Annotated in this window: 8 protein-coding genes (1 of these 8 running past the window's edge); 5 read left to right on the forward strand and 3 right to left on the reverse strand. The window is 68.6% G+C overall.

The window, feature by feature from the left end; genetic code table 11:
- Positions 1 to 20361: the 5' portion of a type I polyketide synthase gene (locus tag FB390_RS26015; RefSeq protein WP_185757174.1), read on the reverse strand. Its footprint begins 1176 nt before the window's first position; only the first 20361 of its 21537 coding nucleotides appear in the window; the start codon lies at positions 20359 to 20361; its stop codon lies beyond the left edge, outside the window.
- Between the two features lie 959 nt (positions 20362 to 21320).
- Here FB390_RS26015 and FB390_RS26020 point away from each other — a divergent pair.
- Together FB390_RS26020 and FB390_RS26025 are read left to right on the forward strand one after the other, a co-directional pair.
- On the forward strand, positions 21321 to 21527 hold the full coding sequence (locus tag FB390_RS26020; protein WP_246124354.1) for a MarR family transcriptional regulator: 207 nt from the start codon (positions 21321 to 21323) through the stop codon (positions 21525 to 21527).
- Positions 21528 to 21666: 139 nt separating this feature from the next.
- Positions 21667 to 21951 (forward strand): transposase family protein, encoded by a 285-nt coding sequence (locus tag FB390_RS26025; RefSeq protein WP_141811316.1) that lies wholly within the window; start codon positions 21667 to 21669, stop codon positions 21949 to 21951.
- Positions 21952 to 22008: 57 nt separating this feature from the next.
- Here FB390_RS26025 and FB390_RS26030 read toward each other — a convergent pair whose 3' ends face one another.
- The gene (locus FB390_RS26030) at positions 22009 to 22953 is read right to left on the reverse strand and encodes a MerR family transcriptional regulator (protein WP_141811317.1); all 945 of its coding nucleotides are present in this window, start codon (positions 22951 to 22953) and stop codon (positions 22009 to 22011) included.
- Positions 22954 to 23034: 81 nt separating this feature from the next.
- On the opposite strand from FB390_RS26030, the gene FB390_RS26035 reads away from it, so the two are divergent.
- Positions 23035 to 23670, forward strand: coding sequence for a maleylpyruvate isomerase family mycothiol-dependent enzyme (locus FB390_RS26035; RefSeq protein WP_141811318.1), 636 nt, complete (start codon positions 23035 to 23037; stop codon positions 23668 to 23670).
- Between the two features lies 1 nt (position 23671).
- On the opposite strand, the gene FB390_RS26040 is transcribed toward FB390_RS26035, so the two are convergent.
- A complete protein-coding gene (locus FB390_RS26040) occupies positions 23672 to 23929 on the reverse strand; it encodes a three-helix bundle dimerization domain-containing protein (protein WP_141811319.1) in 258 nt (85 codons plus the stop codon).
- A 152-nt stretch (positions 23930 to 24081) separates the two neighbouring features.
- On the opposite strand from FB390_RS26040, the gene FB390_RS26045 reads away from it, so the two are divergent.
- Positions 24082 to 24558 (forward strand): nuclear transport factor 2 family protein, encoded by a 477-nt coding sequence (locus FB390_RS26045; protein ID WP_141811320.1) that lies wholly within the window; start codon positions 24082 to 24084, stop codon positions 24556 to 24558.
- A 127-nt stretch (positions 24559 to 24685) separates the two neighbouring features.
- A complete protein-coding gene (locus FB390_RS26050; protein ID WP_141811321.1) occupies positions 24686 to 25777 on the forward strand; it encodes a YncE family protein in 1092 nt (363 codons plus the stop codon).
- Positions 25778 to 25801: the final 24 nt, after the last annotated feature.

Consider the following 25801-nt stretch of genomic DNA (forward strand, 5'->3'; position numbering starts at 1 on the left):
ATCCATTTGCCAGGCGAGCGCGTCACTGATCCCGAAGAACTCGGGGTCGAACAGATCGACGCCGTCGACGAAGCCGCCCCACTTACTATTGGTCAGTCCCTGACCACCGGTCGGGCGGTAGTACCTCGCCGGATCCCAGCGCGCCGGATCGACCTCGCGGATGCCGGATTCGCCGGTGGCGAGCATGCGCCAGAACGCGTTCGGGTCGTCCCCGCCCGGCAAGCGGCAGCCGATGCCGACGACGGCGATCGGTGCCACCGACCCACCGCGCCCCTGGTCCGATGCCGGAAGCCCGCCGGTGCGGTGCGCGCCGTCGCCATTGGTCGCGGCATGGCCGACTGTGCGCGCTGGACCTCGAGCAGCCTGGGGTGCGGTCGGATTCGAATGCGATGTCGCGGCGAACAGTTCCGGATGCTGTTCGGTCAGCAAGTCGGCCAGTGCGTCCAGTGTCGGGTACTCCAGCACGAGTGCGGGGTCGAAGGGCTGTCCGGTCACCTTTTCGATGCGGCGTACCGCGGAGGCGATGAGCACGGAGTCCGCGCCGTACTCCTCGAAGCGCTTGTGCCCCTCGAAGCGGGCGGGAGCCAGCTTCAGCTCGTCGGAGAAGATTTCCAGCAACTCTTGATATGCCCGGCCCCGCTCGCCGCGTGGAGCGGCGTCGACGGCAGGCGGGGCCGCGGCCGATGTCGACGCCACGGCGTGCTTCGACGGGTGGAGCGAGAGTTGCAGTGGTGCACCGTGATAGGGCAACACGACCGGTGTGTCGACCATGCCGAGGATGCCGTCGAGGAGATCGAAACCCGCCGCGGCCGTCATCGTCGGCAGCCTGGTCGACCGGTACGCCGACGTCGTCACCTCACCGAACCCGGTGCCGCGGAAGGACGGCCACTGGATCGAACGGAACCATGTCCTTCCATTGGCGTGCTGGGCCTCGGCGAACCGGTCCAGGTGTGCGTTGGCCATGGCATAGTCCGACAACCCGACCGCGAGGCCGGGCAGGACGGCCGAGACAGAGGAGAACAGCACGAAGAAGTCCGGTCGATCCACGGCGAGCACCTCCGCCAGCACCTCCGTTCCGGAGATCTTCGGCGCCAGTACGTCCGCGACCGCAGGCGCGGTCTTGCGGACGAACGCGGGACTCTCCGCGGAAACACTTCCCGCGCAATGCAATACCCCGCCGATCGGGCCCAGCTCGCGCCGGACCTCCGCGAAGAATCGGGCCAGTGCCGCCTCGTCGGTGAGGCTGCCGAAGTAGGTGCGTATCGCGACGCCCCGGTCGCGCAGCGCGGCCAGCCGCCGCACCTTGGCCGCCTGCGGGCCGTCGGTGCCGGCCAGCCGAGACCATTCGGATTCGGGTGGCAGCGGCTCCCGTCCGAGGACGACCAGCCGCCGGGCGCCGCGTTCTACGAGCATGGCCGCGAACTCCGCGCCCAAGCCGCGGGTTCCGCCGGTCACGACATAGGTGCGTGCGGGATCGACGACGAGTCCGGGGCGCGGCGTCACCGAATCGAGCCCGATGGTCTCGCGCCGGCCCGCCCGGTACCGCACGCGCGGGGCACCATCACCGACGGACTCGCATTCCGCACCCAGGATCTCGATCAGCGACTTCGGATCCGCACAGACAGTGGCACGGTGGTCCACCAGATGCACAGTTCGGGTGTGCACGTCACCGATCTCGTCGGCGAGTGCCGCGACCAATCCGGCGAGCGGCGTGCACTCCGGACCGTCGACGCCCGGGTGGCCCGCTGCCATGTGCAGCAGGATCAGGGCGCCCGCTCGGGCGTCGATCACTGCCTGGTAAAAGCCCATTCGGCCGAGATCCGTCGTCGGTCGGTGTCCCGAAGGCAGCGGGGCGAGGTCGCAGAGATCGATCACGCTGTCGGTGTCCGGGTATCGCGCCACCAGCGCACGGCCGAGCTGGGCGCCCGCGGCGAAGTCGGCGCGGGCGAGGCCATCGCCGTGTGGGGCATCGGTGACCCGGATCAGACGCTGCGGATCGCCGAACGTCGCCATGAGCGTCTCGATCAGGGATGCGGGTGTCTCGGCGTCGTACAGGACCAATGGCCGACGGTCGCGTACATCACCGCGGTCGGGTTCTGCGGGCCGCCACACAGGCGCCAGTGCGCGCTGTTGCTCGCGAGGGGTGCCCGTTTCCGGGACCGCGGCCGAACCCTCGTCTGCGGCCGCTACGTCGGGGATCCAGTAGCGTTCGCGGGCGAACGGGTAGGTCGGCAGGGAGATGCGGCGATGGGGTCCGTTCTCGCGCACGGTCTCCCAATCGATCTCGCGGCCATTGAGCCAGCCCGCGACGCGGTCGTCCGCGGCCGCACGCGCCGTACCGCGTGCGCCGGGCGCGTCCTCGACCCAGGCGCGGACCGCCGCGCGGAGCTCGTCGAGATCGCGGGCTGTGAACGCGGTCCGTGCGGTGCCCGTCAGCCTGCCGACCTGCATGGTGTACGCCAGGTCGGCCAGGTTCGGTTGCCGGGTGGAGAGGAAACGATCGAGTGCGGCAACGTATTCGGTGAGGCGCTCGGTGTCCCTTGCCGACACGGGCACGACTTGATCGCCGGACCACCGGGTGGCGGGCCGCTGATCCACATACTCCTCGAGCACGACATTCGCATTGGATCCCCCGGCGCCGAATGAGCTGATCGTCGCCCGTCGCGGCTGCCCGGGACCACCGGACGGCCACGGCAGAGGTCGCTCGGGAATCCGGAACGAAGTGCTCGCGAAGTCGATGTTCGGGTTGGGTGGGGTCGCGTGCAGTGAGGGCACGATGGTCTCGTGGCGCAGCTGGAGCAGCACCTTGGTCAATGCCGCCACGCCTGCCGCGGCTTCCAGGTGCCCGACGTTGGACTTCACCGAGCCGATGGGCAGCTCGGCCCGCCCGGTACCACCGAATACCTTTGTCAGGCCCGCAATTTCGATCGGGTCGCCGAGGGCGGTCCCGGTGCCGTGCGCCTCGATGTAGGACACGGACTCCGGATCGACGCCGCCGTTACGCAACGCCGAACGGATCACCGCCGCCTGCACCGTCGGATTGGGCACGGTGAAGCCGTTCACCCGGCCGCCATGGTTTACCGCGGTGCCCTTGATGACCGCGTGGATGGTGTCGCCGTCGGCCTCGGCGTCGGCCAGCGGCCGCAGCACCAGCGCGCCGACACCCTCACCGGCCACATACCCGTCGCCGCCCGCCCCGAAGGAACGGCAGCGCCCGTCGGTCGAGGCGAACTGCCCCTGGCTCAACGCCACGAACTTGTACGGGTGCAGCGACAGGTTCACCCCGCCGACCACGGCCAACCGGCACTCCCCGGTCCGAAGACTCTGGCAGGCCAGGTGCAGCGCGGTCAGCGACGACGAACAGGCGGTGTCCACCGCCATGCTCGGCCCCTGGAAATCGAGCGCGTGTGACACCCGGTTGGCGACACTCCAGAAGGTCGACGCGGGCAAGGTCCCGCGTCCCAGCCGCGATTCCTCCGCGCCGAACATCTGGTACGTGCCCCACATGATGCCGACGAACACCCCGGCCTCCTCGGGACGCAACCCGCCCCGCGCCAGATCGGCCCTCGAATGCCCCGCGTCTTCCAAAGCGGCCCAAGCAGTTTGCAGGAACAGCCGCTCCTGCGGATCCATCACCTCCGCCTCGCGCGGCGAGATCGCGAAGAAGAGCGGATCGAAACAATCGACATCGTCGAGGAACCCGCCCCACTTGGTGTAAGAGGTATGCGGGTTGTGCCGATCGGGGACGAAGTACCGCGAATGATCCCACCGCTGCCGCGGAATCTCGGTAATGCAGTCGCGTCCCTCGAGCAGCACCCGCCAGTACTCGTCCAACCCGTCCGCCCCCGGATACCGGCCGCTCACACCCACGATGGCGATGTCCCCGACGCCATCGCTCGGGTGCTCCCCCCGAGACGGCGCCGAGAACGAGAGACCGCCTACCCGAACCGTTTCCGAATCCACGTCACTCCTCGCGGCCGCATACGCACCGTTCTCGTTGTGTGCGGGACCCGCCGCCCGAACTTCCCCATGCCGGACACCGTTCGCCGATGCGGGCGCGCCGGGGCTGAAAGTCTCCGCGGGAACGTCGCGCTGTGGTGGTCGCGAAACCGCATCCCGGGCCTGCCCTGCCTGCGAACTCGCCGTGGACATGTCGTGGTGCCGCGAATCCGGCTGTCGGCCCGCGGGGCCCAATTGCACGAGCAAATCGATGACCGCACGCGGGGTCGGGTATTCGAAAGCCAGTGTGGCGGGCAGGCGATGCCCGACGGAGCGGGACAGCTCGTCCCGGATCTCGATGGCCGCGACGGAATCCAGGCCGAGTTCGTGCAGTGGACGATCGAGGTCGGCATCGGGGGCAAGGCCGACACAGCGCCGGACCAGTGCCGCCATCTCGGTGTGGAAATCGGTTCGATCCTGGGTGGGCGGGCGCTGCACCGCGACGGAAGACGGGTCGGGCGGCAGTGTGTCGCCACCGGCGAGACCCGCCAGCACGTCGGGCGTCTCGACGCCGGACCGGTGCAGGGTGGACAGGTCGAGCGGCAGCACCGTGAGCGCACCGCTGTCCGAAACTATGGTGTGTGAGAGGATTTCGAGCGCACGTCGATCGGAAAGCAGCTGGTAGCCACGGCGAGACAGGCGTTGCACGTCGCCATCGCCGAGCCGGTCGACCATGCCGGTTCCGGCCCAAGGGCCCCAGGCGATCGACAGCGCGGGTAGGCCTGCGGCGCGGCGCAGCTCGGCCAACCCGTCCAGGAACGCGTTGGCCGCACTGTAACTCGATTGGCCGGGCAGGCCGACCACCGCGGACGCCGAGGAGAACAGCAGGAAGAACCGCAGTGCGCGCGGTGCGGTCAGCTCGTGCAGATGCCAGGCGCCGTGCAGTTTCGGCGCGAACACCCGGCCCAGTCGCGTCGCGGTCTGCTCGGCGATCACCCCGTCATCGAGCACACCCGCCAGGTGAACCACGCCGGCCAGCGGTGGGAGTTCACGGTCGATCCAGTCCAGTGTGGCCGCTACCGCAGCACGGTCGGCCACGTCGAGGGCGCGGACTTCGACACGCGCGCCACGTGCCCTGAGTTCGGTGATCAGCTGGATTGCCGTGGCGTCCGGTGCGCCCCGACCGGCCAGGACCAGGCTGCGGGTGCCGCGGTCGACCAGCCAGCGGGCCAGTGCCCGGCCGATTCCGCCCAGTCCCCCGGTGATCAGCACCGTCTGCGCGGTGGCCGCGTCGAGGAAACCGTCCTGTCCCGGTCGGTGTTGCTGTGCCGGAACAAGCCGCGGCAGCAGCCGTCTTCCGCCACGCAGCGCGAGCTGCCGGTGCGGTGCGGTCGCGAGTATTTCGGCGACGACGGCGTCCGCGTCCGCTGCCGATTGTTCGTCGAGATCGATGATCCGGCAGCCGATTTCATGCTGCTCTAGTTGCGCGCTCCGGGCAAAGCCCCAGACTGCGGCTTGGTCCGGCGCGACCCGATCGGACGTGTCCACTCGCTGCCCGTTGCGGGTGAGCAACCACACCGCGGGTTCGCCGGTGAGGGCCGCGGCCTGCACGAGGTGCAGTGCGCCGACGACCGCCTGCTGAGCCCGATCCGGCGTCGCGGCATCGGTCTCGACCACCGGTGTCGTGTAGACGATGCCGCGCAGCGGCGTCCGCCCGTCCCCTGCCGCACCGAGCAAGGCCCGCACCGCCGCCGGTACCCCGAGGTCGACGTCGAACTCGTCGTCCGCGCGGAACCCGAACCCGCTGCCGGGCCGCGCCACCGCGCATTGCGCGCCCGAGGCCCGCAGGCGAGCCGCGATAGCGTCGCCCGGTCCGTCCGCGGCGCCGACGACGAGCCAGCGGCCCACCGCGGCGCCGGATGCGACCGGCCCGGCGTCCTGCCAGGCCATCCGGTAGACATCCCGGAGCGCCGCGTCGCCGCGCGTACGTTCGGTGGCCATCCGCATCACTCGCAGACCGTCCGCGATCAGCACCGGAGCACCCTCCTCGTCGAGCAGTCGAACCTCGGCGACACACAGCTGTGGCGTCTGCTCGAGGACGCGCACATGGCCGAATCGGACTCGCCCACCCACGGCTCCAACGCTCACCCGATCGATGGCAAGGGGCACCCAGGTGTGCCGCTCCCCGGTCTGCGGCGCCATCGCGGCATAGGTCGCCTGGAAGGCCGCATCGAGCACGGCAGGATGCACCATGTCGGCGCCGGGATCGGTATCGGGATCCGACAGCCTGACCACGGCTTCTCGATCACCGGTCCGGACCTCGACGACGCGCCGGAACGCGGGACCGTAGTGCAGACCGGCCGCGGCGAGCATCTGATAGAAGTCGTCGGCGGATTGCCATGCGGCGCAACGATTCAGCAGATCGGCGAGGGTGACTTCGGCGGCGGTTCGGATGGCGGCGGTGCTGACCTGCGCACGGGCGTGGGTGCGCCAGCCGTCCGCCGTTCGGCTCGCGACCTCCACGGCGAGACCATCGGGTTCGGGCGCGAACCGCACCTGAACGGGATGGTCCTTCGTGATCGTCAGACCGCTGGCGATCACGAGATCCTCGATCGCGACGACCTCGGCGCCGGTCACCTCCCGCGCCGTCGCCACGATGGTGGCGACGAACCAAGCGGCGGGAACCACCACATCGCGATCGACCACGTGATCGGCCAGATAGTGCGGTGCGGCCGGGGCGAGGGTCAGGGCGAAATGCGTGGAATCCCCCGGCAGATCGAGGCGACGCGGGACGTACGGAAGCGGCGCGTTCACTCCCGTTGCCTGCGCGGTAGCGGTCGATCGACGACCGGCATCTCCGGGGCGGTGCGTGGTCGCGTCGTGTTCGTCCGAGCCGAGCGCCCGCGTCCTCTGCGGCTGATCGGCCCAGTAGCGCTGCCGTTGGAAAGGGTAGGTCGGAGCGAGTACCCGTCGCCGTGCGTGCGGCCGGTGCACGCGTTCCCAATCGATGGTCACGCCGCCGACATAGAGCTGCGCCAGCGCATTCGCCGTCATCTCCCGGTCGTCGCGGCCGCGACGCAGTGCCGCGACAAACCTCGCGGTGGTCTCGATCGCACGACCGCCCAGCGTGGAAAGTGTCGGCTGCGGCCCTATTTCGAGGAATGCGCCGATACCGAGTTCCGCGAGGGCCCGCATCCCCTCGGCGAAGCGAACCGGCTGCCGAGCATGTGTCGCCCAGTACTCTGCGGTGAGCTCTCCGGCGCACAAAGGTGCGCCGGTGACATTCGAGATCAGCGGGATCGCGGGGTCCCGCCACACGACGCGCCGGGCGGCATCGGCCAGATCGTCGAGAATCGGGTCCATCAGCGGTGAATGGAACGCATGCGACACATCGAGGGTGCTCGCGCGAATTCCCGCTGCTGCCACATCATCGCGCAGCAGTTCGAGTGAGCGGCGCGGTCCGGCGACGACGATCTGAGCCGGGCTGTTGAATCCGGCGATCGCCACCGCGGGCTCGTAGCGTTCGAGCAGCCGGGCGATCGTCGCCGGATCGGCCTCGACCGCCAGCATCGCGCCGCCATCCGGCAGGCTCTGCATCAGTCTGCCGCGGACGGCGATCAACCGCAGCGCATCGTCTACCTGCATCGCGCCTGCCGCGCACGCGGCCACATATTCGCCGACACTGTGGCCGAGCACCGCGGCGGGCGTAATCCCCCAGTCACGCCACATCTCCCACAGTGCCCACTCCACCGCGAACAGCACCGGCTGGGTGAACACAGTCCGGCTGAGGACCTCCGCGGACCCACGGTCGGCGTACAAGGCATCGAGAAGTCCGATACCGTCCGCGATCGGACCCAGGACATCATCGCAGTGCCGCAGCGCCCGCCGGAACACCGGTTCGGACTCGAACAACCCCCGGGCCATACCCGGATATTGCGATCCCTGCCCGGTGAACAGCAGTGCGACCTTCGGTGCGGCCGAGGTCCGCTCGACCCGGCCGCGCACTGCGGACCGCATATCCGCTGCCGCAGCGCGCAATCGAGCGGCGGCGGCGTCCGCCGTCTCGGCGACCACCGCCAGGCGCTCCTCGAAGTGGGTGCGCGCGCTCGCGGCGGTGTAGGCGAAATCGGCGAGCTCGCCACCACTCCCACCCAACCGGTCCGCCCAGCGCTTCGCCGACTCGACCAGTGCGACGTCGTCACGTGCCGACAGCACCAGTACCTGCGGTGCCGAATCAGACGGGGTGCGAGCCGGTTCCGGTGCGGGCTGCCGCAGAATGAGGTGTGCATTGGTACCGCTCATTCCGAAGGAGCTGATACCGACCGTGCGGCTATGACCGGTCTCCGGCCACGCACGCGGCTCCCGCACAACCTCCAGCGGCAGCGCCGACCAGTCGATCAGTGGATTCGGCGTGTGGAAATGCAGGCTCGGCGGGATCTTCGCGTGCTGCATCATCAGCACGGCCTTGATCACACCGGCGACACCGGCCGCCGCTTCGGTGTGCCCGATGTTGGTCTTGACCGAACCGATCAGCAATGGCGCGGCGCGGTTCTCGCCGTAGACCTCGGCAAGCGCCGTCGCCTCGATCGGATCACCCAACGGTGTGCCGGTGCCGTGAGCTTCCACGTAGTCGACCTCATCGGGTCGAATTCCGCCCTGTGCCAAAGCATCGCGGATGACCCGCTGCTGGGCCGGTCCGTTGGGCGCGGTGAGCCCATTGGACCGGCCGTCATGATTCACCCCGATGCCATGAACAACCGCGAGCACCCGGTCGCCGTGCCTGCGGGCCGCGGACAGCCGCGTCAGCACCAGGACACCGCAACCGTCCGCGCGGACATAGCCATTGGCATCGGCGTCGAATGCCCGCGAACGGCCGTCGGGCGACAACGACGCGAGACGGCAGAACCCAATCGTGGTCTCCGGGGCCAGCTGCAGATTGACGCCGCCCACCAGTGCCAGATCGCAGCGCCCCGCCCGCAGGCCGTCCCACGCCGACTGCACGGCGACCAGCGACGAGGAGCACGCCGTGTCGAGGGTGATCGCCGGACCCTGCAACCCGAGCGCGTAGGCCACCCGCCCGGCTGCGACGCTCGGCGCCGAACCGATCACCGAGTAGGCGCCGATCGAAACCGGATCCGTTGCCTGTGTCGGTGTTCCGGCGTACTCACTGAAGCACAAGCCGACGAACACCCCGGTCCGGCTGCCCGCCAAACTGCCCGGCGCCCGTCCGGACCGCTCCAGCGCCTCCCAGCTCGTCTCCAGGAGCAGCCGCTGCTGTGGATCCATGGCCTTGGCCTCGGCCGCGCCGATGCCGAAGAAGGCGGGATCGAATTCGTCGGCGCCGTCGACGAATCCACCCCACCGCGTGTACATCGTGCCGAGGGCGGCGGGGTCCGGGTCGTAGAAGGCGTCGACGTCCCACCGCTGCGGCGGCACCTCGGTGATCGCGTCCCGGCCCGCCCACAGCATGTCCCAGAACTCCTCCGGGGTACGGACGCCACCCGGGAACCGGCAGGCCATGCCGACGATAACGATCGGGTCGTCGTCCTCCTCGCCGATGCGCGCGGCGGCAGGGGCGTCTCGGTCGTGACGGACGGCGCTCGCGACCCGGTAACCGCTCTTCGGGCGTTCGGGGTGACCTGCACGGTCCGAATGATCGACCTGACCTGCACCGTTCGAGTCGTTGAGCCGGTATTCGCTCTTCGGGCGGTCGAGATGATCCGCACGGTCCGAATGGTCGACCTGACCCGCACCGTTGGAGTGATTGATCCGGTAGTCAGTATCCTTGTGCTGCAACAACTTCGCGATATCGCGCACGGTCGGATAGTCGAAGACGAGTCCGACGGGTAGAGGTGCGCCGATCTCAGCTGCCAACGCGGCGCGCAACTCCATCCCGGTGAGCGAGTCGACACCGATGTCGTGCAACGGCATATCGGGATCGATTTCGGTGGTCCGATCGAGTACGCGCATCACGACTCGCTGCACAACCGCTATCCAGGGAGCCGTATCGCTCTGAGTATCAGTGCTTCCCGAAGGATTCCGCCCCGCCGTCTGCCGCGAAGTGGTATCAGCACCGGTAGGTTGCGTGTCTCGCATCGACTCCCGTTTCGCTTCCATGGCTGTACCGCGGCCCGGATAAGCGCGGTACCAACGATCGGCCGCGAAATCGAAGACGCCGGGACAAGGACTGTCGACCGTCAGCAATCGGTCCAACGCCGCGGTGGCGTCCGTCGCACGCAGCGGCGGCAGCCCCCGCCGATCGAGTCGCCGCGTGAGCTCGGGTCGCCCCGCGGCCATCCCGACATCGGCAAAGGGTCCCCACGCGATGCTCAGCGCGGGCAGCCCGTCGGCGCGCCGCCGCCACGCCAATGCGTCCAGTGCCGCGTTGGCGGCGGCATAGTTCGCCTGCCCCGGAGTGCCGAGCCAACCCGCGACCGACGAATAGGTGATGAACAGGTCCAGTTCCATGCCGCGTGTCAACTCGTCCAGGTGTCGGGCCGCACGGTATTTCGGTCCGAGGACGGCCTGGAAGCGAGGCCAGGACAAGTCGGTGACGACACCGTCGTCGAGCACGCCCGCGCAATGGATAACGCCACGCAGCGGTGGCAACCCCGATTCGTCGATCTCGGCCAGCAGCTCCGCCACCGCTTCCCGGTGCGCGACGTCGACTCGACGGGACACCACGCGTACGCCGTCGGCACGCAGCGAAGCCATGAGCCGTTCACCCGCGTCGTCCGGTCCGCGCCTGCCGACCAGCAGCAGCGTGCGCGCCCCGTGTGCGGCGAGCCACCGTGCCGCTGCCGCGCCGAGTCCGCCGAATCCCCCCGTGACCAGGTAGGTGCCGGTGCCCACGACGGTTCGGGCGCCGTCGGTAGCCTCATGGGTGGTCTTGCCTCGCACCACAATCGGGCTCGCGTGATGACGCTGCCACAAGGCACTGAACGCGGTCTCCGCGTCGTCCGCCTCGTGCACCGCCGGTTGCCAGGCGGCCAACGTACCGTTGCCGAGCAGTTCCAGCACCGTGCGCAAGATCGTGCCCAGACGTTCCGGACCGGCCGAAGCCGGGTCGACCACTCGGTAATCGATGCCGTGCCCGGCCGGTCCGCCGTGCTCTCGCCGAGACTGACCTGGATCATCGATGTCGATGAATCGGCCGCGCGGGCCGACGATTTCCGCGGCACGCGTGGTGAACTCACCGGCGATCGCGTTGAGGACGATATCGGCTCCCCGGCCGTCGGTGAGCGCGTGGAGTTGGTCGGCGAGGCCGTGCACGCGCCAGGTGTCGACCTGCGGGATATCGAGTCCGACGCCCGCCGCCCATCGACCGAGGGCGCGGGTGCCGAGCACGTGCGCCCCCGCCCACGCGGCCAACCGCACCGCCGCCATGCCGATTCCGTCCGCGGGAGCGTGCACCAGCACGTGTTCGCCCGCGCGCAGACCCGCCACCTCGAACAGTCCGTACCACGCGGTAACGAACGCGGCCGGGATGCTCGCGCCTTCGGTGAACGTCATCCCCTCGGGCAGCGGAGCCACCAGCAGGTGGTCCACCGTGACGTAGCGCGCGAAACTACCACTCGCCAATGCCACCACGCGATCACCGACGCGGAATTCGGTGACGCCGTCGCCCAGCGCGGTGACATAGCCCGAGCATTCCAGACCGAGCGGCGCGGGGGCGTCCGGGTGAGTGCCCAACGCCAGCCATAGGTCACGGGCGTTCAGACCGGTGGCTTCGACCGCGATTTCCACTTCGCCCGCCTCAGGCGCGGGACGGGCGGTCGAATCCCAGTGCAGTCGGCCGAGATCACCGGATCGGTGGGCCCCCAGGCGGTAGTTGGCCGCCACATCCGAATCCACCACTCCGTCCGCCAGACGGGCGGCGAGCCACCGACCATCCCGGACGGCGAGTTCACGGTCTTCGATCCCGGTGACCAAGCCATCGATGACCAGCGCCACGTCGACGGCACGGTCCGCCTCCAGATCGACCAACCGACAACCGAATTCGGGACGCTCCGTGGCGAGGGCGCGCCCCAGCCCCCACATCAATGCCTGCTCGGGGTCGGGGCGGTCGAAGTTCGAGACTCGTTGGGCACCCACGGTGAACAAACACAGCGTGGACGGCACGCGACCGACACCGTCCAGTGAGCGAGCGAGCCGCAGCACAGTGCCGACCCGGACCGCCGCGGAACCGGTGGTCCACGCGTAGGCGATGCCACCCAACGGTGCTCCGGCGAGGAACTCCTCGAGGTCCGCCTCGGCGGGATCGACCGACAGCCCTCGGCCGAGAACATCTTCCGGGCGAACCACGCGTGTCCGGATATTCCGCGCCGACAGCCCGGCGGCGACGGCATCCCCCGCCGGTCCGTCGCTGAACACCAGCCATCGACCTGCCGAGTCCTGGCCTGTGGAGAACTGTTCACCGATCGGTGTCCACTCGAGATGATGGAGCAGCCGATCGACCTGGGCTGCCGCCTGCTCGGGACCAACGGACTCCACGTGCACGCCCGAGGTTCGCCTCACCCGTGGGGTGTCGGTACCCCCGGCCGCAATGAGGCACGCGCCGCCGATCGTCGCGATCGTGCGTCCGGCACTGTCGATCAGCATCGCGTCACCAGCGATCACTCGCTCGCTGCGATCGGTCACCCTAACGTGGCAGCGGAGACTGTCGCCGACGGCAACCGCACTGCTGGACACCGTGATTCGATCAATCGAAGCAGGCAGAAACAGCCCGTCCGGATCGGCGGTCAACACGATGCTGTGCAAACAGGCATCGAGCAGAACCGGATCGAGCGAACCCGACTCGCTCGTAGCGAACGACCGCAGCGAGGTCTCGGATTCGGTGGCGCTGATCCGCCGGAACTCGGCGGCGCACCGGTAGTCCTCGCCCAACCACAGACCCAGCTCCGACACCCTGTCGTAGTAGGAAGGCCAGACCGCGAGAGCCTCCGCGCTGTCGACGTAGTCGCCGCCGCGATACGGAACAGACCCCGCATCGCCGCCGATCGCCCGCAACGCCGCCCGAGCGAAGGTGGTCGGTTCACCGCCGCCGGAGTCACTGAGGAACCGCACTTCGTATCCGCTCGCCGCAGGCTCCATCTGCACCTCGATCGCACTGGCGGACCGGACCGCGAGCGGCGAGGTCAGCCTCAGCCGGGTGACCTCCCACCGATCGGCACCGGGCAGTTCAGCCGCGATCCCGGCGAGTTGCGCGCCCATCCAAGCGGCGGGAACCGTTGGCACACCGTGCAACCGATGGCCACTGAACATCCCGGGCTCGACCACCAACACGCTGGTCGACAACCCGCCGACCGGCGGTTCAGGCGCAACGTCATCGGCCGACCCTTGGCGCGTCGGATTGTCGACCTGGCGCGAAGGGGCGCGGTCATGGACCGACCGCGGCAATGACAGATCACCGGGCGCGAGGTCATCGACTGGCCGCGAGGCCCCGAGGTCGAGCCAATGCCGCTTCCGCTGGAACGGATACGTCGGCAGTTCGATTCGCCGCCATGGTCGTTCGGAATACAATGTGTGCCAATCGATATCGGCTCCTTCGACGTACCGGTGAGCTGTCGCCGCCGACTCGCCGGGGCCGGTGGACAGTTCCGCGACCGTGCCTGCGGCGCTGCTCCCGGTCGCCACCGACTCGAGGGCCGCGCGCAGTTGTGCTGCGGTGTCGACGACGATCGCCACTCGGGCGGCGAAATGCGTGCGGCCGGTATTCGCCGAGGCGCAGAGGTCACGAAGTCCGATGTCAGGGTGTTCGGTCAGGAAATCCAGGTATCGAGCGGCCAGGCCACGCAATGCGTCCGCACTCTTCGCGGACAGGGCCAGCAGGTGCTCGCCCGCATCGTCCGGAGTGTCGGCGTGCGAAATAGCAGGGGGTTCTTCGAGTACCACGTGCGCATTCGTCCCGCTGATACCGAACGCGCTCACCCCCGCCCGGCGCGGCCGTGACGAGCGCGGCCAGGCCCGTTCCTCGGCCACGACACGCACACCGATGTCGTCCCAATCGATGTGCGGATTCCCGGACCGGAAATGCAGGGACGGTGGAATCCGGTCGTGTCGCATGGACTCGACCACCTTGATGATGTTGGCGATCCCGGCCGCGGCCTGGGTGTGCCCGATATTCGATTTCACCGAGCCGATCAATAGCGGTGCGCTGCCGGGCCGTTCGCCGGTCAGCGCCGAGGCGAGCGCGTTCACTTCGATCGGATCGCCGAGCGCCGTTCCCGTGCCGTGCGTCTCGACATAGTCGATATCCGCCGCCGTCAGCGTCGCGTCCGCCAGCGCCGCCCGGATAACCCTTTCCTGCGCGGGCCCATTCGGCGCGCTCAAGCCCTGGCTGCGGCCATCGGAGTTGACCGCCGAGCCCCGCACCAAGGCAAGTACCCGATCCCCATCGCGGCGCGCGTCCGACAACCGTTTGAGCACAAGCGTTCCCGCGCCGTCGCTCCACACCACACCGTCGGCGCGTGCATCGAAACTCTTACACCGCCCGTCCGCGGCCAGCCCGCGCGCCCGCGCGAAATAGATGTCGAGCGAGGGTGTCAGCACCACGGACGCACCGCACGCCAGCGCCAGATCGCTTTCCCCGCGCCGGAGGCTCTGCACCGCCAGATGCACGGTCACCAGCGACGAGGAACACGCGGTATCAATGGTCAGACTCGGACCGTTGGCGCCGAAGAAATACGACAGCCGCCCCGAAGCGACACTCGCCAGATTCCCCGTGCCGAACCAAGCATTCGGCGCCACATCGGCCCGCGCCATCCGCTCCGCATAGTCGGTCGACATCAAACCGACGAACACTCCGGTACGACTGCCTGCCAGCCGGTCGGCTGGATACCCCGCGTGCTCCAACGCTTCCCAGGAGGTTTCGAGCAACAACCGCTGCTGCGGATCGAGCATCCGCGCCTCGCCGACCGAAATATCGAAAAACCCCGCATCGAACTCTTCGACGCCATCGACAAACCCGCCCCACCGGGTATATGTCTTCCCCTCGGCATCCGGATCCGCATCGAAGTACGCCTCGACATCCCACCGATCCGCGGGAACCTCGGTCACCGCGTCGACTTCCTCCGACACCAGCCGCCATAGGTCCCAGGGCCCCCGGACCCCGCCCGGATACCGGCATCCCATCCCGATAATCGCGATCGCGTCGTCGTACTCACTCGATCCGACGACATCCTGCTCCCGCGGGACCGCAACCTCGGGCCGCCCGCCCGGTTCCGGCTGCGCAAAGGCGGTGCGCCGATCGGCTCCGAGGGGCGCGGTCGTGGTGCGGTCCTCGGGTTCATCCGTCGCCGTGGCGGACTCAGCTTCTTCGGCTGCGGCGAACGTCGCGGTGCGGTCGAGGTTGTGCACTGCCACGGCGGTTGCGCGTGACGGGTGCTGTTCGGCGGCGAGCCGGGCGATTTCGTCCGCGACGGCGGCAACAGTCGGGTGGTCGAAGAGCAGCGTGGCGGGCAGCCGGACCCCGAGTTCGGAGGACAAGGCGTTCCGAAGTTCCACTGCCATCATCGAATCCAGGCCGAACTCGCGCAGTGGGGTGCGGTCGGCGACCGGTGTCTTGCGGCCCAGCGCGGTGGTGGCATGGGCGCGAACCACCGTCAGGAAGTCCGGCATCGGGGGCTGCGCGGTTTGCGTGGCCGCCATCGGTCGGGTGGCCGCGGCCGGCTGGGTCGCGGCGGGCTCCGAGCTCGGGGTGGAGGACGGGTAGACCGCTACGACGCCGTCAACGGCCAACAGCGACTTCAGGGTTCGGGCTCCGTCCTCGACATCGAGCTGTGCCACGCCGTGGCGCTCCCAGGCGCGGCGGGCCGCCGCGTTCAGGCCCTGTGCCATGCCGGTGCCTGCCCACGGCCCCCATTGAATGCTCAGGGCGGGCTGGCCACTGGCAATCCGGACCCGGGCGAGTGCGTCGAGATAGGCGTTGGCGGCCGCGTAGTTCCCTTGTCCGGCGATGCCAACGGTGGCGCTGACCGAGGAGAACAGCACGAAAAGGTCGAGCGAATGGGCAGCGGTGAGCTCGTGCAGATTCCAGGCACCCAGCGCCTTGCCCATGAATACCCGGCGCACCCGCTCGGGCGACTGCTCGATCAACAGCGCGTCGTCAAGCGCCCCGGCACAGTGCACGACCCCGGCAAGCCGAGGAAGCTCGTCACCGAATCGGGAAATCAAGGCAGACAGCGCTTCTCGATCAGCGACATCGACCAGCACCGTTTCGACCCGCGTGCCGAGCGCCGCGATATCCGCGATCACCGCCGCGGCCTGCGCATTCGGACTATGCCTGCCCGCCAGCACGACTGTTCCGGCGCCTGCCTCGGCAAGTACGCGGCCCGCGAGCAGACCCAACGCACCGAGCCCGCCGGTGATCAAATATGCTGCGGTCCTGTGAAGTTCCGTATCGCCGCGGAACTCCGGGAGACGCGGCGCATAAAACCCGTTGCCGCGCTCCGCGGCGCCAGGACCGTCCAGGCCTGTTACGTCGGCGGGCGCCACCACGCGTGGCGAATAACGATCCCGTCCCCGCAGCGCGATCGCGGGATCGGCGGCAGCGGCGAGGAGTTCCGCGACGAGCCGGCGGTCATCGGATCGAGCGCGATCCGGCAGATCGATCGAACGGCAGCGCAGCTCCGGAAGTTCGGTACGCACCACCGCCCCGAGTCCGCACAGCGCGGCCGCGGCCGGACGCACTCGCTCATCCGACGCTACCGCGACGCCAGCGGTGGTGACCAGGTACAGCGGTCCGTAGTGCGCGTTTCGGGCCAGCGTTTGTACGACTTCGAGGGCGAGCTCGGTTTCGATACGCGCGGTGATCGCGCTGTCGTCCGCTTCGGCGTCACCGAGATGGACAACCGCCCGACCGCCATCGGCGAGCATCCCCGCGATGGCGGCCCGGTCGGCCGTCCGCTCGATCGCTACGGCCGGGTGACCCGCCGCGCGAAGCGCCTCGGCCAGCCGATCGGCCTGATCACCGGTCCCGATGATCAGCCACGCATCCGGCGCGGCCGCACCGGGTTCGACCATGGTTCGGTCCCAGCCCGGGAGATGGATCAGGGGTGGCATGATGGCCCGATCGTGCACCGTTCGACCGAATCCGGTCTTCGCGAACCACACATCTTCGATATCGCAGATGAGGTCGCCGTCGGTATCGAAGACCCGGACCCGATTCGTTCGTCCGGTACGGGTGGCGAGTGCCAACGCCGTCTCGACCTCGTCCGTGCGGTAGACGCGCAATCTGCCTATACCGACCGGCAATTGGCCGGAATCCCCCTGCCGGGTCACCAACGCGAGGCCGGTTTGCACGGCGGCGTCGAGCAGACACGGCAGCAGCGCCTGGGGTTCGCCGGCCAGCTCGACGGGGCGAGACAGCTCGGCCAGCATGAAATGACCACCGGCGCGCAGCTGTCTGATCCAGCGAAAACGGGGGCCGAACGTCAGGCCCGCCTCGGCGCAGTTCCGATAGAACTCGTCGACGTCCCATTCCGCCGCGTCGCTGCGCTCGGCCGCGGCGAGGTCGTCCATGCTCTCCGGCCGCGACGGCTCGGCGCGCACCGCCGACGCGGAAACAGCTGCCGCTTTGCCGGTTTCGACGGAGAACCTGATATCGATGCGATCGCCCGCGGAGTCGACCACCGGCGCCGCGAGCTGCTCCAGCGGAACCGGCTGTGCGACAAGGAAATCGACCAGCTCATGGTCTGCTCCCGCGGCCCGCAGTGCCGCCCACGCCAGATATGCCGCGGGCACTACCGGCCGATCCTGGAACCGATGTTCGGCGAGGTACCCGGTGTCCGTCGACGCATCGGCACTCAGCGGCAACGCCAGCCGCTCCCGTTCGAACGGGTAGGTCGGCAGTCCGTTCCGTCGCCGCGCCCCCTCCGGTACCACCGCTGCCCAGTTGATATCCGCTCCAGCACAGTAGATCTCGCCGAGGCTCGTGAGGATCATCGTGTCGTCGGACGAGGAGCGCCGCTGGCTCGGCAGCCACATCGCCTCGGGATCCACCTGTCGCCCGAAGTCCAGCAGCACCGGATGCGGCCCCACTTCGAGGTACGCGTCCACGCCGAAGTCGGCTACCGCCTGCATTCCCTCCGCGAAACGCACCGTTGCGCGCGCATGTTCGCGCCAGTACCCCGCATCCATCGCTGCGGCCTCGATCGACTTTCCGGTCACATTGGACACCAGTGGTATCGAGGTGACCCGGGACGCCCCTGTCACCAGCTCGGCCACCTTCGCTTCGAAGTCGTCGAGAATCGGGTCGAGCATTGGCGAATGGAACGCTGTCGTGCCGGGCAAGGAGACGGCACGAATGGCACGCTCGGCAGCCACGTCTCGGACTCGCTGTACGGCGGCCTCCGTGCCCGAGACGACGAACTGCCGCTGCCCGTTGACAGCCGCCACCGACAGACTCGACGCGAGTTCACCGAGCAGATCTGTGAACTCGCCCTGCGCGCCGAACACCGCGGCCATCGCGCCCCGCCGCGGTACCGCTTGCATCAGCCGCCCACGCTCGGCCGCCAGCCGCAATCCTTCTTCGAGGTCAAGAGCTCCAGCCACCGTCGCCGCCACCAGCTCGCCGAGACTGTGCCCGAGCACCACATCCGGGCGAATCCCCCACGCGGCCCACAGTTCGACGCACGCCCACTCGAACGCGAACAGTGCCGGCTGGGCGTACTCGGTACGCGTCAGCACCTCGTCGCTCACTTCGAACAGCAACGACCGCAGCCGCAGGCCACCGGGTAGCACACCGAGGATGTCGTCACAGTGATCCAGGGCCGCCCGGAAGTCCGGGTGACGGTGGTACAGCGGCGCGCCCATCCCCGCGTACTGCGAGCCCTGACCGGTGAACAGCATGGCGACCCGGGGATTTCGCCGATCTTCGGGCAAACCGGTGTGCCATTGCGGCATCGCGAGTCCACGCACCGCCTCGGTCGAGGTCGATGCGACGATCGCACGCCGGTGCTCGAAGTGCGCTCGCCCGAGCGTCGCGGTGGCGCCGATGTCGGTGAGCGGCAGCTCCGTGCGGGCCAGCAGCGAACCGTACCGCGCGGTGAGCGCCTCGAGGGCCGTGGCGGTTCGGGCCGAAAGAGCGAGCACCGCAGGCGTTTCAGCGGTGGTTCCAATTTCGTCGACCGCGGCCGCCGCCTCGAGTACCACGTGCGCGTTCGTCCCGGCGAACCCGAACGAACTCACACCGGCCAGCCGCGGCCGGTCCGCCTCCGGCCACTCGACATCGCGGGTCGGCACCGCCAATGCCGTACCGTCGAGCGTGATTCGCGGATTCAGCGTGTCGAATTCGTGCTGGCGCGGGATCCGGCCCCGTTGCAACAGCAGTACGGTCTTGATCAGTCCCGCGATCCCCGCGGCCGCTTCCAGATGCCCGATCTGCGACTTCACCGAGCCGAGCAGGCACATCGAGTTGTCGGATCGAGGCGCACCCAGGACCTCGGACAGCGCTTCGATTTCGATCGGATCCCCGAGCGGGGTTCCCGTTCCGTGGGTCTCGACATAGCCGATCCGCGCCGCGTCACAACCCGCGTCGGCGAGGGCCTCACGCAGCAACTCCCGCTGTGCCACGGGATTCGGCGCGGTCAGTCCCATCGAACGACCATCGTGGTTCACGCTCGAGCCTCGGATGAGTGCACGTATTTCATCGCCGTCCGCGATCGCCCGCGAAAGCGGCTTGAGCACAATCACGCCCGCGCCCTCGCCGCGCACATACCCGTTCGCTCGCGCGTCGAACGGTCGGCACCGGCCATCGGCTGACAGCGCGCCCATCCGGGACAGCGCCGCCGAAATCAGTTCGGACTGCAGCAAATTCACGCCGCCGGCCAATGCGACGTCGCACTCCCCCGACCGCAGGCTGCGACACGCTTGGTGCACGGCGACCAGGGACGACGAACAAGCGGTGTCGAGAGCAACGGCGGGACCGCGCAAGCCCAGCAAATAAGCCACCCGTCCCGCAACAATGCTTGACATCGTTCCGGTGAGTGTGTGCGCGTCGACCGACCGCACCCAGTCAGGCGTGATGGTCCGCTGATACTCCTGCCAGCTGACGCCCAAGAAGACGCCGGTTCTGGCCGCCGCTATGCTGCCGGGCGAGATCGCGGCGTCTTCCATTGCCTCCCAGGCGACTTCGAGCACAAGACGCTGTTGCGGATCCATCGCGGCGGCCTCCCGCGGCGCGATTCCGAAGAATTCGGCGTCGATCGCGTCGATCGACGCGTCGAGCAAACCGGCCCGGCGCAGCCCGCTCGGCTGCGCCGAATCGGTGATCGGCCACCGATCCGCGGGAACATCGACGATGGCGTCGCGCCCGGATATCACCAAGTCCCAGTAGCTATCCGGACTCTGCACACCACCGGGGAACCGGCAGCCGATCCCCACGACGGCGATCGGTTCGTGCGCGTGCTGCTCCGCCTCCAACTCCTGAATCCGACGTAGTGCCCGCGTCAGTAGGGCCCGTAGGCCATACCCATCGTCCGCCATATGTGCCGCCAACCAACATCACGCCAAAGTTGTGACGAGCAACATACGACGACCCTGGTTTGGCGTCAATTGCTATGGGCATGCACAAAATTAACCAAAGTTACCGACCGGTAGCCGATTGCTCAGCGAATGATGTTTGCTGAGGTTCAAGATTCGCGTCCGAAGGACTGTGCGAGAGTCTTACCGCGGGCGCGTCTTTCGATGGATCGCCGGGCCCGAGCCCACCCGCCCGCAGCCCAGAGTCGCCGCCAGTTAGCTCAAATCGTCTCGGACAGAGGGTGTTTCGGGTCGCACGAGATTTTCGCCATATAGTCAAATCTTGAATCACCCATCAGAGGGTGCGATTGCGCGAGGGGATCGCTCATCAGCATGCGCGTGCCCCGCGGACAACACCGGATGCAGCCCCGAATGCATTGATGGACAACGGACCAGTAGCCGGAGATGCCAGACGAGTGGACCCGAAGTCCTTGGCGCGCATAGGCGAAGGGTGGTCGACCGTTGTTCGACAAACGGCATCGAGCCCCTTTCGGCCGCGCCGGTGGCGAAGATTGACGACGAGTTAGCAGTACCGCGATAGATGGGCAGGACGGCGGCGCTGACCGACCCCGCGCCAGTGTGCGCCGCGGTGGCCCAGACGCTGCTCGGGTTCACCTCCGAGGCCCGTCGGCCGATCTCGCGCTGCCGATGGCCGGGCTCCTCGAGTCTCGGAGCCACCGTCACCCACACGACTCCGGCATCGAACTCGCCGAAGCCCTGGCCACGGTCACCGGTCGACCACGCCCCCGCTCGCACCCCGCGCCATCCGCTCGCGTCGAGGTTGAGCCGCGGCACGAATGTGCTGATCAAGCTTCTTTGAAGGAGCAGGCCACCCATCCACGATCGGAAGGGTGATCACAGTGCAGGATTGGGCGCAGATCAGGTATCTCCATGCGAGCGAGGGCCTGTCGATGCGGGCGATCGCGACCAGGTTGGGTATCTCGCGGGACACGGTGTCGCGGACGATCAAGTCCGAATCGCCACCGCGGTATCAGCGGGTGTCGGGCCCGTCGGCGTTCGATGAGTTCGAGCCGTGGTGCGGGCACTGTTGGCGCGGTTCCCGATGATGCCAGCGGCGGTGATCGCCGAGCCTGTGGGTTGGTCAGGGTCACCGTCGTGGTTCCGCAAGAAGGTCGTTGAACTGCGCCCGGAGTACGCGCCGAAGGATCCAGCCGACCGGCTCGAGTATCGGCCCGGCGATCATGGTTGCTGCTGCCGGAACAGTTGGGCAACGTGCCACGAAAGCTGTTGTGGGGCAACAAATCCGGTATCGGCAAAGGCGGGCATCAGGCGGCCCGAGTAGCCGCGTTCACCGGGATGCTGGCTCCCGCATCGTCCCAGTGCAAACCATTCGACCCCGAATCGAAGGGCATCGTCGAACGTGTCAACGGCTATCTGGAAACCTCGTTCCTGCCGGGCCGGTCATTCGGTTCACCGACCGATGGAAACCTCTCTTGTCGTCGACATCCTATTGATCACCAATCCTATTGATCACCAAATGATGGTGCCTGATGGAATCAGCGGCGCGGATCCGCTTCCGTCCGTCTGTCACGAACCATCGGTCGGGCGCGCCCACGCGTCGGTGGACACCGACTGACGGAGCGCCTCGAACAGCCAACCATGCGCGCGTCCAGTGCTTATCGGTGTGCCGGTCACCGTTTCGGTCAGCGCCCAGTACCGATCGATGCGCCGATCCGCGTCCGTGGCGCCGACGAGCAACTGCCGCCGAAAAGCCGGGGTATCGCACACATCGCGCGCCTCGGCGTGGGCGGCGACGAATCGGTCGAGTTCGGCGCCCGGGCGCGGACGATCTCCGGAGGCCAGCATCGCGATCACCGCACCACACGCTTCCCCGACTCCGTCCAGCAGCCCGCGCCGGTCGCGCACGGGCCCCGAGCGCCAGATCTGTTGCCGCACGGCTCTATACAGCGAGGGATCCGCGACCAGCGTGCTCATCTCGGCATAGGCGAGTACCTGCTCCACCCCCGGATCGACGGGCGGCGGCGGGATATCCATCGACACGAGCCCGTCGAACTGTTCCACCGCCATCGGAGCGAGAATTCCACGCCAGAAACGCACCAGCGCGTCGTGGGCGGCCCCGCCGTCCACAGCGCCCGCAAGTATCGCGAGCGTCGCCTCCCGCTCACCGGGAGCCGCCGCCGCGACCGCACGCAAAGACGCACGCCGCCAAGACAGTTCGCGAAACGAACGCTCCACGAGCTCTCGCTCCTCGGCCACCGCATCGTCCAGCGATCGGCGTCCGTCCAAGACATCGCCGATGGCAACGAGCCCCAACCCGAGCGCACGCAGCCTGCGGATCGTCGTCACCCGCTCGATCGCCGCGCTCGCGTCGAACAGCCGATGACCACTGGTGCTGCGCCGCGCCTCCACCAGCCCCTCGTCACAGTAGAACCGGACCGTGCGCACGGAAAGCCCCGTCGCTTCAGCCAATTCGCCGATACCGATCTCGCGGCGCCGTGTGTCTCCGCTCACAGTCCCTTGAACCTCCACCCGACTGGAGTTCCTACCGTACGCCCGGGCCGAACCCCCGGACCCGTACGGAAGGAGAGAACGATGACCGAGTACATCTGGCGCGCCGTCGCCCGCGAGCGCACCGAACTGGCCGAAATGCTCATGGCGCTACCGGAATCCGCGTGGCAGCGTCCCTCGCTGTGCGCGGGATGGCGGGTCTCGGACGTCGTGGCGCACGTGGTGCTCTCCAGCAGCGCGACCCTCGGCGCACTTCTGGTGAACCTGGTCCGGGCCCGCGGCGACATCAACCGGCTGACACACGACACCGCCGTCCGGCTCGCCGACCGGTCGACCCCACAGGACCTCATCGCTCAACTCCGCGACACCATCGACGCCCGCTTCACCCCGGTCGGCACCACTCCGGCCGACCGCCTGATGGACCTGTTGGTGCACGGACAGGACATCGCCGTCCCGCTGGGCCTGCACCGTGAGATGCCCGTGGCCGCCGCGCGATTCTCGCTGGACCGGGTATGGACGATGGGCTGGCCGTTCCATGCGCGACGGAAATTGTCCGGCTATCGCCTCACCGCGACCGACACCGGCTGGCACGCGGGCGCGGGACCGGAGATCGCCGGACCGGTCTCCGCTCTGCTCTTGCTCGCGACCGGACGCGAGGCGGCCTTCGACAGGCTGACCGGTCCCGGCGTCGCCGAGTTGGCCGCGCGGCTACGAGCGTGATCTACGCCGACGACTTGGCTTCGGCCAACGCGTGCAGCCATTCCCGCGTGTAGCGCTCGGCGAGAAGGGGCAGGAAGTTGTCGAAGGTGGCGTCGTCGGCGATGTGGTCGTACGCGGCTTGCAGGAACTGTTCGATGGCGGCGTCGGGCGCGACGCCTTCGAACTCCTTCTCCAAGCGGGCCGCGGCGGTCTGCAAGGCGTGCCGCTGGTCGACGGACGGTTCGGCGGGGCGATCGGCGGGCACGGGCGTCTCGGTCACGGCTCCTCCTCGTGACGGGGATGTGCACGGCAGCGGCGCGGATCGGTTCCGCACCCGCATGTCGGTTACCCATTCGGGGAGCGCGGATTCGTCCCGAGGGCGAATGAGAACACGTTCTTGTCCAGCCGGTCGTGTCGTGCCAGGCTGTGCGGATGGATCTCGCCGCCGTCGAAGCCGTGCGCCAACTGAAGTACCGGTACTTCCGGACCTTGGATCTCAAGCTCTGGGCGGAGTTCGCCGACACCCTCGCCGTCGACGCGGTCGGGCGCTACGGCACGCACGCGATGGGCGAGCCGCTCGTCTTGGACGGCCGCGAAGCGATCACCGACTTCATGCGCCAGAACGTCGGACCCACCATCGTCACCGTGCACATCGCAAATCATCCCGAGATAACCGTCGACGGCGACACCGCGACCGGGTCGTGGGCCTTCGAGGACACCGTCATCGCCACCGAATACGGCGTGTTGATCCGGGGCGCGGGATATTACGCCGATCGCTACCGTCGCGACGCCGACGGGCGGTGGCGCATCACCGAGACCGGCTACCGACGGATCTACGAGTCGAGCCAGTCGCTCGCCGACACACCGAGTCATCGACTGCTCAGCAACATGTGGGCCGACGAGGCCTGAGCCGCCTCCGAACACCGCCGGGACGCGCGGAATCCGGACCAATACGCCCCGGTAGCGCGGCAACCGCTTGCGGCGGCGGCGATTACGCGGAATAGTCCGTTCGGATACCCACCAGAAAGGTCCCACGATGGCAAACCGGTTCCGGCGGCGATCGTCGCGCGCGTTGGCGCTCGCCGCAGCCGCCCTGTCGCTGCTCGCGCCGACCGCCGGGGCCGCCGATACCGGGCCGCTGGCCTACATCCCGGTCGCGGGCGAGGGCGCGGTCGTCGTTCTCGACACCGGTAGCGACCGGATCGTCGGCCGAATCGAGGGAGTCGGACCGCAGGCCTCCGCGGTGACGGCCTCGCGGGACGGACAGCATCTCTACGTTCAGGCGTTCAACCCACCGTTCATCGGCGCCGACGACATAGCTGTCATCGACCGCGCCACCGACAGCGTTACGGCCCGCATCCCGATCAGCGGCACCGACGGCATGACGCGACCGATCACCGATCCGGTCCGGGACCTCGTCTACGTCGTCACCGCTCGCCCGTCCATCGACGTGCTGAGCACCACGTCCAACACGCTGGTCCGGTCGATGCCGCTGCCGTCGCTCGCGCTCGCCGCCGCCATCGCACCGGACGGTGAACGTCTCTACGCGGTGTTCGCCGACTCGACCGCCGCCGCGTTCGACCCCGAGAGCGGATTCCAGCTCGGCGAACGCATTCAGATCGACGGCTCGGTGCCCGCGTTCGCCGCGGTCTCCCCGGACGGCCGCAAGCTGTACGCGATGAACGCGCTCGGCGACAACGTCTCGGTGATCGACACGGAGTCCTGGCAGCGGCTCGGCGCCATCGCGCTCCCGGCGGGCAGCGCCCCGGTATCGGGCGCGTTCAGCCCGGACGGCGATCGGCTGCTGGTGGCCACGCCGGGCGCGAACGCGGTCCAGGTCGTCGACGTGGCGGCCGATCGCGTGACGGGCACGGTCCCCGTGGATGCGCCGGTCTCGGTCAACTTCACCGCCGACGGCGCCAAGCTCTACGTGGGCAGCCTTGGCCCGCAGTCCGCACCGGTCGTCTCGCCCATCGCCGGGTTCGATCCGGCCGCGCTGCTCCAGCCCCTCGTGCGGGCGAGCAACAGGCCGAGCTCGGTGATCCCGTTCGACGCGGCCGCGCTGCGTCCCAGCGGATCACCGATCGCCACCGGCGCGGCCCCCGGCGCGGGCGCTTTCCCGAACTGAGTCCGCCCCGCCCGTTCGGCCCCT

Source organism: Nocardia bhagyanarayanae (assembly GCF_006716565.1).
GTDB classification, from domain to species: Bacteria; Actinomycetota; Actinomycetes; order Mycobacteriales; family Mycobacteriaceae; genus Nocardia; species Nocardia bhagyanarayanae.

Coding starts and splice junctions, on each gene's coding strand:
- FB390_RS26035 (WP_141811318.1), top strand. CDS start 23,035: ATGACCGAGTACATCTGGCGCGCCGTCGCCCGCGAGCGCACCGAACTG.
- FB390_RS26050 (WP_141811321.1), top strand. CDS start 24,686: ATGGCAAACCGGTTCCGGCGGCGATCGTCGCGCGCGTTGGCGCTCGCC.
- FB390_RS26045 (WP_141811320.1), top strand. CDS start 24,082: ATGGATCTCGCCGCCGTCGAAGCCGTGCGCCAACTGAAGTACCGGTAC.